Below are 13395 nucleotides of genomic sequence, written 5' to 3'. Positions count from 1 at the left end.
GACGCTGCGCTTCTGCGCCCGGTGACGTTCAGCGCCGCTGCGCTTCACCGCCCCGTGGCGTTCAGTGCGCGGTGAGCTTCGCCAACTGGTCCCGGATGCCATCGAAGTGGCGCTTCAACCGTTCAGATGCCAGCGCTTTGTCGCCCGACTGCACGGCGGAGAAGATATCCCGGTGGATGGCGGCGGTTTCCATCAGGTTGGCCGTATCGCCGCCCACCTCGGCATGGATCTTCCGGTAGACCTTCCAGAAGACCGACATGAGGTTGGAGAGAAGTTCGTTGCTGAGCGGTTCGAACAGTTGACGGTGGAATTCCTCGTCAATATCAGCGAAACCTTCGCCTCGCTGTGCTGCAGCTTCCATCCGCTGCACAGTCTGTTCGATGGCTTGTCGATGGTCCGGAGTCATCACATCCATTGCGTCACCGATCAGCCCCGATTCCAGCGCCTGCCGCACGTCGACGAGTTGGATGGCTTCCTTGCCCTCGTGCCGGAGGGAGAGACGGCCGCGGAACGTCAGTCCGTCCGTCAGGGCATCGAAATTGCTGGGGGCCACGAACATGCCGAAACCGTGGCGGATTTCGACGACGCCCAGCGCCTGGAGCACTTTGAGGGACTCCCGCAGCGTGTTGCGTCCGATCCCGAGCTCGGCAGACAGCTCACTTTCGGTGGGGAGGGGATCGCCGGACTCCAATTCACGCTCAAGAATCAGGTCCATGATCTCGGCCTGTAGTGCACGGAGCCGGGCCTGCGCGCTGAAGCGCGCTTGGCGTTGCGGAAGATCGACGCTCATAATTTCTCCTAGAGTCAGCGGGCGGCGGTGGTCAAGACCCCGGAACGACCATCGCCGTACACGGCCCGTCAGTGGAGTTCATCCGCGGTTAGGTTATCGGATGTCCCACCTCTTTGCACAGTCCCACTTCTACTCACATTATTCGAACTTGACCAAGGCATGTGATGCGTCTTACAGTTCTCGGCATAGCATCGGACATCCTACATCCGATAACCAATCTTGAAATGGTGAGGCACATAGATGAGCAACACTTTTGAAACCCCGGGGCTGCTGAAGGATTCCAGCCGCCGCAACTTCCTGAAACTGGCCGGCGTCATGGGTGCCGCAGCCGCGTTTGCCGGTTCGATCTCGGCCTGCAGCCCCGGCGGCAGCCCGGCTCCGGCAGAAGGAGGCGAGGCTGCAGCAGGGTCCATCGAAGCCGGTATCTCCTACCAGCTGTCCACCGGGTTCGACCCCATGCTGGCCACAGGTGCAACGCCGCTCGCGGCAAACCTGCACGTCTTCGAGGGCCTGGTGGAACTCCACCCGGCTACCCGGGAGCCCTACCTGGCACTTGCCGCAGCGGACCCGGAGATGGTTGATGACACCACGTACCGCGTGACCCTCCGCGATGGCGCCACCTTCCACAACGGGGAGCCGGTGACGGCGGAGGACGTAGTCTTCTCCTTCGAGCGTGTCCTCGACCCGGAGAACGCGTCGCTGTACGCAGGATTCATTCCGTTCATTGACACGGTGACCGCTGTCGATGAAAAGACCGTCGAGTTCAAACTGAAGTATGCATTCCCCGGCTTCGGCCCCCGTATCTCGGTCGTCAAGATTGTGCCCAAGGCCGCTGTCGAAGCGGATCCGGAAGGCTTCGACCTCGCGCCCATCGGCACCGGTCCGTTCAGCCTGGTGTCCGCAGTCAAGGAAGACAAGATTGTCTTCAAGAAGTTCGCCGACTACAACGGCAAGTACCCAGCCCGCGTCGAGGACATGACCTGGCTGCTCATCGCTGACCCAGCCGCCCGCGTAGCCTCTATCCCGTCCCGCACCCAGGCCATCGAAGACGTTCCCTACCTCGACGTCGACCAGCTGAAGAGCAAGGTCGAGGTTGAATCCGTTCAGTCATTCGGGCTCCTTTTCCTGCTGTTCAATACGGCCAAGGAGCCGTTCGGCGACAAGCGGGTCCGGCAGGCACTGCACTATGCGCTCGACACCGAAGACATCATCTCCAAAGCCCTTCTGGGGAACGCAACCCCTGCGACCTCTTACTTCCAGGAAGGCCACCCGTCCTATAAGGAAGCCTCCACGATCTACAACTTCGACGCCGGGAAAGCCAAGTCGTTGCTGCAGGATGCAGGTGTGGAGAATCTGTCCGTCACGCTGACCTCGACCGACACCGGCTGGGTAACGAAGGTTGTGCCGCTGATCAAGGAAGCCTGGGACGCCATCGGCGTGAACACTACGCTGGAGATTCTGCAGTCCGCGGCCGTGTACTCACCGGAGAAGGTGAACGGTGGAAACTTCGATATACTCTGCGCACCCGGTGACCCCTCCGTCTTCGGGAACGACGGCGACATCCTCCTGAGCTGGTTCTACCGCGGCGACGCCTGGATGAAGAACCGCGCCGCCTGGCACGAGACAGCTGAGTACAAGGAGATCCAGGCCAAGTTGGATGAAGCGGCCCAGCTCGCCGCGGAGGACGCGAAGGCTATTCACGGAGAAATCATCGACATCGTCGCTGAAGAAGCACCGCTGTATCCGATCTTCCACCGCCAGCTGCCCACTGCGTGGGACAGTGAAGCGCTGGTCGATTTCGAGCCTCTTCCGACCACGGGTCTCTCCTTCCTTGGAGTCGGCCGCAGCTAGTCCGCGCGACGGTGGGACTGCCCCATCCGGGCAGTCCCGCCGTCTCCTGCGAAAGGTTTGGAGTTCTCTAAGTGACCACGTTAATCCGCCTCCTGGGGCGAAGGCTGGCAGCCCTGCCCTTCATGCTGCTGGGCGTTACCGTCATGGTGTTTGTCGTCTTGTCGGTGGTGCCGGCGGACCGCGCAACCGCAGTCCTCGGACCCGAGGCGACCGAAGAGATGAAGTTCGCCTGGCGGGAAGAACGCGGACTTAACGACCCCCTCATCGTCCAGTTTTTCCGCTACCTGGCCGGCATCCTGCGGCTGGACTTCGGCGTCACCAACCCGCCGGAAGAGTCGGTGGCAACCAAGATTGCTGCTGCCTTCCCCGTCACCCTTCAGCTGACGCTCCTGGGAGTGCTCCTCGCCGTCGTCCTCTCGCTTGTCCTCGGCGTTCTCGGAGCCCTGTACCGGGACAAGTGGCCGGACCAGGTCATTCGCATCTTTTCCATTGCAGCGATAGCAACGCCGTCGTTCTGGCTTGCGATCCTGCTGATCCAGTGGTTCGCTCTGCCGGAAGGATCAATCTTCCCAACGGGCGGGCTTGCGTGGGCTGACCAGTACGGCTTCGTCGGCTGGCTCTACGCCATGGCGCTGCCGGCGCTTGCACTCGGCATTCCCGTCTCCGCGTCGCTGATCCGCGTGGTCCGCACCTCGATGGTGGAGGAACTGGACCGGGATTATGTGCGCACCGCGATCGGCAACGGCGTGCCCTACCGCACCGTCGTGGCGCGCAATGTCCTGCGCAACGCGCTGGTCACCCCGGTGACCGTGCTGGGTCTGCGCGTGGGCTACCTGCTGGGCGGCGCCGTCGTGATTGAAAAGATCTTCAGCCTCAACGGGATGGGCGATCTGATCGTCACCGGCCTGACCACCTCCGACACCAACCTTGTGCAGGGCGCGGTGCTGACAATCGCCGTCGTCTTTGTGATCGTCAACATTTTGGTTGACGTCCTATACCTGCTCATCAACCCGCGAATCCGGACGGTATAACCATGCGAAACGGACTGGCTACCCGCCTGAGCACCTCCGGGGCCCGCTTCCAGGCGCTGCCTCTCAGCTCAAAGATTGCGCTTGGCTTCCTCAGCTTCATCATTCTCGTGGCCATCATTGGCCCCATGGTGGCGCCGTACGGGGAGAACGAGTCGATCGCGCCAGTACTTCCGCCGGGAGGACCTCACCTCTTCGGCACCGACGGCTCCAGCTACGATGTCCTGTCCCGCATCCTCTACGGTGCGCGGGTCTCCATCGCCATCGGCCTCGGTGCCGTGTTGCTCGCGATCATTATGGGTGCCCTGCTGGGCGCACTGGCAGCCACATCCCGCAAGTGGGCGAACGAAGGCATCATGCGGGTCATGGACGTCCTGATGGCGTTCCCCGGCATCGCGCTGGCCGCCGCTCTGCTCTTTGCGCTGAAGGATCACTCGAACAACATCTTCGGCTCAACGGTGCCGGTCATCATTCTGGCGATCGCCATCGTCTACACCCCGCAGCTGGCGCGCGTGGTTCGTGCCAACGTGCTGGCCCAGTACGGCGAGGACTACGTCCGTGCCGAGCGGGTCCTGGGAGCGGGCCGCTTCTACATCCTCTTCAAGCACATTGTCCGCAACACCGCGGCCCCGGTGCTGGTCTTCGCTACGGTGATGGTTGCCGACGCGATCATCCTCGAGGCATCGCTGTCCTTCCTCGGCGCCGGTGTCCAGCAGCCCGCAGCCTCCTGGGGCAACGTGATGTCCGACGGCCGCAACGTGGTGTTCAGTGGAGCCTGGTGGCCCACCACCTTCGGCGGTATCACCATCCTGCTGACGGTGCTGGCCCTGAATATCCTCGCGGAAGGGCTGACCGACGCCATGGTCAACCCGAAGCTGCGCAAGGCGGCGCCCGTGAAGGAAGAGCCTGTGAAGGCAGCCCAGCTCAGCGAGACGGCCCGGGCAACGGTGGCGCAGCCTTCGGTCCTGGACGCGGAAGAAGTCCAGACCGGCGTCGGCCGCCGGGAACAGAACGACGACGACGGCGCCGCCTTCGAGAAGGCAGCGACGCCGGGCGCAGCCATCCACAAACCCGGTTCACTGGCGGCGCTCGCGGAGGAACTCAAGCTGCTGTCCCGCGTGGAGAGCAGCCGCACAGACCGGCTGCCTCAGGTACCCGCCGATGCTCCCGTAATCCTTGAAGTGAAAGACCTTTCCATCCGCTTCCCCGGGCGGTACGGAGATACAGCGATAGTGGACCGGGTGAATTTCACGGTCCGCGAGGGCGAGACCATGGGCCTTGTCGGTGAATCCGGATGCGGCAAGTCGATTACGTCACTGGCCATCATGGGCCTGCTGCCGCCGTCGGCGGAGCTGAGCGGTTCCATCAGGTTCAACGGCAAGGAATTGCTGACCAACAACCCGAAGGAACGGACGGGCCTGTACCGGGGACTGCGCGGCGAACAGATCGCCATGGTCTACCAGGACGCACTGAGCTCGCTGAATCCGTCCATGCTGATCAAGGACCAGCTCACCCAGCTGACCAAACGCAACGGGCGAAAGACGCCGCGGGAGCTGCTGGAACTGGTGAAGCTGGATCCGGACCGCACGTTGAAGAGTTACCCGCATGAACTTTCGGGCGGCCAGCGCCAGCGGGTCCTGATTGCCATGGCGCTGTCCCGTTCGCCGCGGATCGTCGTGGCGGATGAGCCCACAACTGCCCTGGACGTGACCGTGCAGAAGCAGGTGGTGGATCTCCTCAATGAACTCCGCGAGCAGTTGGGGTTCGCGATGGTCTTCGTCAGCCACGACCTCGCCCTTGTTGCCTCCCTGGCACACCGCATCACGGTCATGTACGCCGGACAGGTGGTGGAGTCAGCTGAAACAACCGAGCTCCTGCGCAATCCGCACCACGAATACACGCGAGGCCTGCTGGGCGCGGTGCTCTCCATCGAGGCTGACGCGGAACGGCTGCACCAGATTCAGGGCACCGTCCCCTCGCCCCGCGAGTTCGCTGCAGGCGACCGGTTCGCCGAGCGCTCGCTGCGCCCGGACGCCGATCCCAACCAGGTACTCAAGTTCACCCGCGTGGGCAACGGCGAGCACTACTGGGCGAGCCACCTCACCTCTGACGCGCCGCAGGGCGGTCAAGAGACCACGGACGACGACGACGGCCTGGTGAAAGCCTCCGCCGCCACCTCCCCGGAAGGTGCACGATGAACAGCAACGACACGGTGCCGGTCCTGGAACTGAAGGATGTCAAGGTCTATCACCGCTCGAGGACGGGCAGTCTTTTCCGTCCCAATATCGTCAAGGCGGTGGACGGGGTCAATTTCACCGTGCGCCGCGGCGAAACCGTGGGCATTGTCGGTGAATCCGGGTGCGGAAAGTCCACGCTGGCTTCGGTGCTGGTCGGGCTTCAGGAACCCACTGCGGGCCAGATGCTGTTCCATGGCAAGCCGGTCAAGAGCCGCAAGGATGCTGCCCGGAAGCAGTTCGGCCGTGACGTCTCAGTGGTCTTCCAGGATCCGTCCACAGCCCTGAACTCGCGCATGACCATCCAGGATATCCTGCTCGATCCCCTGCAGATCCACGGCATCGGCAACGAGCAGAGCCGGCTCGCCAGGGTGCGGGAACTGCTCAGCGTCGTGGGCCTTCCGCAATCAGCTGCCGAGGTGATTCCCAGCCAGGTCTCCGGCGGTCAGCGGCAGCGCGTGGCAATCGCTCGGGCGCTCGCGCTGGAACCCTCGGTGATCGTGGCGGACGAACCCACATCAGCCCTTGACGTCTCCGTCCGCGCCCAGGTCCTCAACCTGCTCTCCGACCTGAAGCGCGAACTGAACCTCGGCATGGTGTTCATCTCGCATGACATCCAGACCGTTCGCTACGTCTCTGACCGGATCTGCGTCATGTACTTCGGCAAGATCGTCGAAGAGGGCACGGCAACGCAGATCTTCGACCATCCCGCCAATGACTACACCAAGAAACTCCTGGGAGCAGCGCCCAGTCTGCTTCACACCTGAGCACCCAGCTCACAGCACACCTACCTCTGGAGAAATATCGTGGCAATCGCGCCTACTTCCCGCTTCCATGGCGTCATCCCGCCCGTGGTCACCCCCCGTTCCGCTGACGGTGCTATTGACGTCGCTTCCCTTGAACGGCTGACCAAGCACCTGCTCGACGGCGGTGTGAACGGACTGTTCGTTCTCGGCTCCTCCGCGGAGGTGCCTTATCTGACCGACAGTGAGCGCGCCGTCGTCGTCAGCACTATCGGGGGAGTGAACGCAGGGCAGGTTCCGCTGATCGTGGGAGCCAATGAGCAGACCACCAACCGGGTCATCGACGAGGGCCGGCGCATGGTTGAGCTTGGCGCTGATGCGCTGGTCGTGACGTCCCAGTACTACGCGATCTCCGACGCCAATGAGACGGATACGCATTTCCGGGCGGTGCACGCTGCGCTCGACGTCCCGATCTTCGCGTATGACGTCCCTGTGCGCACGCACTACAAGCTGCCGACGGACCTGCTGGTTCGGCTTGGCCGCGAAGGCGTGATCGCGGGTGTGAAGGACTCATCCGGTGATGATGTGTCCTTCCGGCAGCTGCTCCTTGCCGCCAGGGACATCCCGGACTTCGACATTTTCACCGGCCATGAAGTGGTCGTGGACGGTGCACTGCTGGGCGGTGCTCAGGGTGTGGTTCCGGGTCTCGGCAACGTGGATCCGGCAGGCTACGCACGGTTGTACGCTGCGGGTGCCTCCGGTGATTTCGCGGCTGCCGCCTCTGAACAGGACCGTCTCGCCGATGTCTTCTCCATTGTCTACACGCCGACCCCCGGGCGGGTATCTCCCGGTGCGGGCGGTCTCGGCGCCTTCAAGACGGCCCTCAGGCTCATGGGCGTCATTGATTCGAACGCCATGTCGGCGCCGATGATTGCGCTCAACGACAGTGAGACCGCGGCCATTCGGGTCATCCTCGAACGGAACGGCCTGCTCTAGACCATGCGGTACGTCATCGGAATCGATCTGGGGGGCACCAAGACGGCTGCCGGCCTCGTCAGCGAAGACGGCCGCGTGCTGTGTGCGAGCCGAATTCCTACTGCCGCCCGGGACGGCGCCGAGGCGATCCTCGATGCCACCGCTACCCTCGTGCTTCGATTGATGAGGCGGGCGGAAGCTGCGGGGATCGTCGCCGATGCGATCGGCATCGGATCGGCAGGCGTCATCGACGGGGAGCGCGGGATCGTGGTCTCTGCAACCGATGCGATCAGCGGCTGGGCAGGAACCCGGTTGACCGACGGGCTTCAGGCACGCACCGGGCTGGCCTGTACCGCGATCAACGATGTCCACGCCCACGCATTGGGGGAATCCTGGGCGGGGGCTGCTGCGGGAAGCTCGAGTGTGCTGTTGGTGGCCGTTGGCACCGGTGTGGGAGGTAGCTTCGTCGTCGACGGTGTTCCGCAGCAGGGTGCGCGGTTTGCTGCAGGTCATGTCGGTCATTTCGCGTCGCCGTATGCCTATGAAGATGCTTCCGCCAGTGCCGTCGCCCTGCCCTGCTCGTGCGGCGGCGCGGGGCACGTCGAGGCGATTGCCTCCGGTCCGGCGATCCTCCATTCCTACAACCGGGTGGTGCCGCCGGACAACGCCGCTTCCGACACGCAGGCCGTCTTCGCCAGGGCCGCTGCGGGTGACCAAGCAGCGCTTCTCGTAGTGAGCAGGGCAGCCGCCGCCTGTGGACAGGCTATCGGCGGACTCGCGAACATCCTTGACCCGGAGGTGGTGGTGGTCAGCGGCGGAGTGGCCGGTGCCGGGCCGCTGTGGTGGGACGCGATGACCCGCGCCGCATCCGCTGAGCTGCTTCCGGCGCTGGCTGACTTGCGGATCGTTCCGGCGAACCCGGCCTCGGACGCCGCTGTCCTTGGCGCTGCCCGGCTGGCACTGACCCTCGACCCCGTGAAGGTGGCCTCATGATCAACCTGGAAAGCCTACGCGGCCGCTTGATTGTCTCCTGCCAGGCCTACCCCGGCGAGCCGATGCGGGATCCCCACACCATGTCTCAGGTGGCCCAGTCGGCTGTGATCGGTGGTGCTGCCGCTGTTCGGGTACAGGGACTCGCCGATATTGAGCAGACCCGCGAGGCGGTGGAGGTTCCGGTTATCGGACTGTGGAAAGACGGACACGACGGCGTCTTCATCACTCCCACTCTCCGGCACGCTCTGGCCTGCGCGAAGGCGGGTGCTCACGTTGTGGCCCTTGACGGAACCCGGCGGCACCGGCCTGACGCGTTGACGCTCCAGCAGACGATTGACGGGCTGCGCGCAGAATCAGATGCACTGGTTATGGCGGATTGCGGATCCCTCGATGATGCGTTGGCTGCGGTTGCTGCGGGAGCGGATCTCATTGGAACCACGCTCGCGGGGTACACCGGCGAACGCGAGAAGACCGTCGGTCCGGACCTTGAACTCCTCGAGCAGCTATCCGCGGCCGATCTTGGCCGGCCGATCATTGCCGAGGGGCGCATCTCGACGCCGGACCAGGCACGGCAGGCGATGCAGGCGGGGGCGTTCGCCGTCGTCGTCGGAACTGCCATCACGCACCCGGCGAGCATTACGGGATGGTTTGTGAACGCGGTGGAAGCGCCGTGACGGATACGTTGCGCGACCGTGATCACGGACTCGGTCAGCATCAGGAACAGGTTTGTGAACGGACCTTCCAGGCACGTGTTGATCCGGAGCTGCTTGGAGGATTGGCGTACTCTAAAGCCCTGCCCCCGCCCACAACCGTCGAGGAGTTGGTTCGATTCCGTTGCCGTGCCGCGGAGTTGGTTCCGGCATTCGATCAGTCCGCCACGTCCGTGATGCTGCTCAAGCACGATGGACCCGTCCCGCTGTGGAGTTACACGCCGCCCGGTGGGGGGCCGTTCGCTGCCATCTACTGGATTCACGGCGGCGGAATGATCAGCGGGAGCCTGCGGGCTGATCAGCCGTACTGCACCGCGCTTGCCGAAGCCACTGGTTGTGTGGTGATCGCCGTCGAATACCGGCTCGCACCCGAATATCCGCACCCGGTTCCGGTTGAAGATTCGTATGCCGGACTTGAGTGGGCTGTGGCGCATTCGGCGGAACTGCGGATTGATCCGCAGCGGTTGGCAATCGGCGGATCCAGCGCAGGCGGAGGGATCGCAGCTTCAGTCGCCCTGGCGGCGCGGGATCGGGGCGGTCCGCAGCTCGCGTTCCAGTACTTGATGTATCCCATGCTCGACGACGCCCAGATCTCCCCGTCCAGCCGCGAGTTTGCAGGCATCCCCACCTGGAGCCGGGAGCGGAACGCTTTTGCCTGGCAGTGCCTGCTTGGTTCCTCGGCTGGTTCTGCCAGTGGAAGTCCCTACGCCGCCCCGGCTCAGGCTGCGGATCTGGCCGGCCTGCCTCCCGCAATGATCCAGGTGGGGGAGCTGGACCTCTTCCGGGATGAAGACGTCGAGTACGCGTCCCGCCTGCTGCAGGCCGGGGTGCCCACCGAACTTCACCTGTACCCGGGCGCCTACCACGGATTCGAGCTTGTTTCTCCTGAAGCCAGCGTCAGCCGACAGGCGATGGCTGACCGCAATCGTGCGCTGGTCCGCATTCTCCATCAGCAGTCCTGATTACCGCCGTATCTCGTTACAGCCACCGAACCAATGCCACATCAAAGGAAAGGGACACGTTTCACTCCGAGGAGGTAGGACATCGTATGTCCACCGAACCACTGACGAAGAAGTTAGGAAGGCTCTCTTGAAAAACACATTCTGCCAATTTCCCGGTAGGCGCGCAGCCGTGAGTATCCTGGTTGCCGCCGCACTCGTTTCCACGGGCGCACCGGCGGTTGCCGCGCCGGTTCCCGCAAAATCCCCGGGCGATGCTCCAGGTTCCTTCAGCGAGGTGAACCTCGGCGCTGAACTCATCAGCCCCTTTGCCTCCTACCGCATCCCGGCCCTCGCTTATCTGGGCAATGGGGTGGTTCTCGCGTCGTGGGACGGACGCCCGTTCAACGCTGCCGACGCCCCCAATCCCAACTCGATCGTGCAGCGCAGAAGCACGGACGGAGGCGCCACCTGGGGACCAGTAGAGGTCATCGCAGCAGGGTCGGTCACCTCATCAGGTGAGCAGACGCCCAGATTCGGTTACAGCGATCCCAGTTACGTAGTGGATGAAGAGACCGGAAAGGTGTTCAACTTCTTCGTCTATTCCAAGGACCAGGGCTTCCATGGCAGCACCTTCGGTAACGATGATGCCAACAGGAGCGTCATCAGCTCAGCAGTGAGTGAATCCGACGACGGCGGCATCACCTGGTCTGAGCCGCGCCTCATCACTGAGGTCACCAAGCCCGGCAGCAACCCGTCCGATCCCGTGCCGGGAGACATCCGCAGCAACTTCGCCACCTCCGGCCAGGGCATTCAGCTCAAATATGGTGAATATGCGGGCAGGCTGGTCCAGCAGTACGCGGGGGATGTTCTGCAGGCTGACGGGACCCGGACCATCCAGGCGTACAGCGTGTACTCGGACGATCACGGTCTCACCTGGCACAAGGGCGAGAACGTCGGCACCCGAATGGATGAGAACAAGACCGTCGAACTGTCTGACGGCCGCGTGATGATGAATTCGAGGGACAGCGGCAACGGTGGGTACCGGAAAGTCGCCATCTCCACGGACGGCGGGCACAGCTATGGACCGGTGACGCAGGATCTCGAGCTGCCGGACCCGACCAATAACGCCTCAATCACAAGGCTCTTTCCGGATGCACCCCAGGGTTCACCCGAGGCAATGAAGCTGATCTTCTCCAACTCCAACAGCCAAAGCTCCCGCAGCAACGTTTCTGTCCGGGTGTCCTGTGACGACGGCGAGACCTGGCCCTCCGTCCGCAGCGTCCGTTCCGGCTTCTCGGCGTATTCCACACTTGAGCGGTTGGAAGAGGGTCAGATTGGCCTGCTGTACGAGTCCAGCTACACCAACGGCATCACCTTCTCGAAGTTCGACGACGCGTGGCTGAACTACGTGTGTGCTCCGCTGTCCGTTCCCGACGTGAAGCTCGCTGCCGGTCAGTCGACCGACGTTCCGGTGACGATCACCAATCAGGAGCGGACTGCCGTGTCCGGTGAGGTCACGATCAGCACGCCTGAGGGCTGGGCTGCTCCTGTGGTGAATGTGCCGTCCATCGCACCGGGCGACTCGGCGACGATCTCCGTGCCGCTGACGGCCGGCAGCAACCCTTCCGCGGGATTCTCCGCCCTGGACGCTGTCTTCACATCAGCCCAGGGCGGAGAATCCCGCCGGTCCTTCAAAGCCGCAGCAGATGCGGTCGGTCTGACCATCACGGGATCACTCGCAGATACCAACCGGAATGTAGATACCACTCCGTATGCGGTGGGAGACCAGGTGGCCTACACCTTCCGCGTGACGAGTACGGCAACGGTGACCACCAACGCGGTCCCCACTGCCGGAACTTTCGACGTCGGATTCCTGCCCACGGGTAGCCCCAACTGCCGCTATCGGAACCTGCCTGCCGGTGGAGCTTACAACTGCACCACCGCGAAGCATACGGTGACCCAGGAGGACGTTGACCGCGGATACTTCATTCCTACGGCCACCTTCGACTCCACCTCCACAACGAACTCAGCGCTGACGAAGTCGGTGAGCTTCACGGGGCAGGCGGTGTTCCTCAACTCAACGGGCAAGGCGAAGGCCCTCGCGGCTGACATCGTTGGGTCGCGGACCGATCCGAGCCGCGATCTGGCGGCCAACCCGTACACGGCCGGAGAGCAGGTTCCTTACTCGTTCCATGTGACGAACACCGGACTCGTTACCGAAGCCACAGTGCCATCGTCGGGCAATTTCGCTCCGTTTGTGCCGCCGGGCCCGGGCAACTGCCGATTCCTGGTGCTGCCTGCCGGGAATGATTACACCTGCTCCACATCGAAGCACACGGTCACGGAGCAGGAAGCAGCGGATGGCTTCTTTGTCCCGCTGACCACTTGGACGTTGAGTGCGTCCGGCTTCCCGTCGAAAGAACTGACGATCGATGGCGGTGAGCTGGACCTGAAGGAGCGCAACCCGCAGTTGTCAGTGTCTGGGGTGTCGACGGAGACCTCAGATGAGGATGGAAACCGTATTGACAGTGTCGGGGATGGTGTGGTCCAGACCGTGACGGTGACGAATACCGGGAACGTGCGCTTGACGGACGTTGTTCTGGACGGCTGGGACGGTGGGGTTTCGGAGCTGGCGCAAAGCGCGAGTGCCACATTCACGCGCACGTTTGCCCTCACCGGGCAGCAGATCGGTGAGGGACAGGTGGAGGAAGCTGCCGCCGTCGTCGGTGCTTCCAACGGTGTGCTGAGCGTAACGGTGACGGTGACGCTCGCTGCCCATCCGTTGCAGCTCACGGAACCTGAGCCGACGTTTACACCGGAGACGCCGGTTCTTGAGCAGGATTGGGTCCGGGACTTCGATGCTCCCCGCGGACCGGTCGCGTATTGGGAAGGGATCAGCCTGACTGTTCCCGAAGCTGATGCCTGGTACTTCGTTCGTCAGGGCCAGCGGCCGTTGGGTTGGTTCCTGGCGGACGGGACAGGGACGGTGACGTTCACCGTGTCGGATGTTGCACGGCCGGGCGCTCACCCGATTGCTTTGACCGATTCGGCCGGGGAGTACCTTGGCTGGGATCGCGTAGTGGTTTCCGGCAAGAAGTAGCGATGTCCGGCAAGAAATAGAGGCGACGCC

The 13395-nt window shown here is 63.4% G+C and carries 10 protein-coding genes; 9 read left to right on the top strand and 1 reads right to left on the bottom strand.

The annotated features are described in order from the left end of the window. Positions 1-61: 61 nt before the first annotated feature. Positions 62-790, bottom strand: coding sequence for a FadR/GntR family transcriptional regulator (locus tag ABFX19_RS03070; protein WP_346027409.1), 729 nt, complete (start codon positions 788-790; stop codon positions 62-64). A gap of 240 nt (positions 791-1030) precedes the next feature. Here ABFX19_RS03070 and ABFX19_RS03065 point away from each other — a divergent pair, with 240 nt between their 5' ends. The 9 genes from ABFX19_RS03065 (at position 1031) to ABFX19_RS03025 (ending at position 13365) form a co-directional block, all read left to right on the top strand. Further along, on the top strand, positions 1031-2641 hold the full coding sequence (locus ABFX19_RS03065; RefSeq protein ID WP_346027408.1) for an ABC transporter substrate-binding protein: 1611 nt from the start codon (positions 1031-1033) through the stop codon (positions 2639-2641). A gap of 71 nt (positions 2642-2712) precedes the next feature. Continuing rightward, on the top strand, positions 2713-3672 hold the full coding sequence (locus tag ABFX19_RS03060) for an ABC transporter permease (RefSeq protein WP_346027407.1): 960 nt from the start codon (positions 2713-2715) through the stop codon (positions 3670-3672). A 2-nt stretch (positions 3673-3674) separates the two neighbouring features. Then, positions 3675-5867, top strand: a complete 2193-nt coding sequence (locus tag ABFX19_RS03055; RefSeq protein WP_346027406.1) for a dipeptide/oligopeptide/nickel ABC transporter permease/ATP-binding protein — start codon at positions 3675-3677, stop codon at positions 5865-5867. Further along, entirely contained in the window at positions 5864-6670 is an 807-nt protein-coding gene (locus ABFX19_RS03050; protein ID WP_346027405.1) for an ATP-binding cassette domain-containing protein, read from the top strand. The genes ABFX19_RS03055 and ABFX19_RS03050 overlap by 4 nt, the downstream gene beginning before the upstream one ends. A gap of 45 nt (positions 6671-6715) precedes the next feature. Continuing rightward, a complete protein-coding gene (locus tag ABFX19_RS03045) occupies positions 6716-7642 on the top strand; it encodes a dihydrodipicolinate synthase family protein (protein ID WP_346028029.1) in 927 nt (308 codons plus the stop codon). Positions 7643-7645: 3 nt separating this feature from the next. Beyond that, complete coding sequence (locus ABFX19_RS03040) at positions 7646-8614, top strand: ROK family protein (protein WP_346027404.1); 969 nt, start codon at positions 7646-7648, stop codon at positions 8612-8614. Beyond that, positions 8611-9288 (top strand): N-acetylmannosamine-6-phosphate 2-epimerase, encoded by a 678-nt coding sequence (locus tag ABFX19_RS03035; protein ID WP_346027403.1) that lies wholly within the window; start codon positions 8611-8613, stop codon positions 9286-9288. The genes ABFX19_RS03040 and ABFX19_RS03035 overlap by 4 nt, the downstream gene beginning before the upstream one ends. Then, positions 9285-10286 carry an alpha/beta hydrolase gene (locus ABFX19_RS03030; protein WP_346027402.1) on the top strand — a complete coding sequence of 334 codons (1002 nt, stop codon included), beginning with the start codon at positions 9285-9287 and terminating at the stop codon, positions 10284-10286. Before ABFX19_RS03035 ends, ABFX19_RS03030 begins: the two co-directional genes overlap by 4 nt. A 169-nt stretch (positions 10287-10455) precedes the next feature. Beyond that, positions 10456-13365 (top strand): exo-alpha-sialidase, encoded by a 2910-nt coding sequence (locus ABFX19_RS03025; RefSeq protein ID WP_346027401.1) that lies wholly within the window; start codon positions 10456-10458, stop codon positions 13363-13365. Positions 13366-13395: the final 30 nt, after the last annotated feature.

This window comes from Arthrobacter parietis, from assembly GCF_039530425.1.
GTDB lineage: Bacteria > Actinomycetota > Actinomycetes > Actinomycetales > Micrococcaceae > Arthrobacter_D > Arthrobacter_D parietis.
This window is presented reverse-complemented; position numbering and strand designations above follow the sequence as displayed.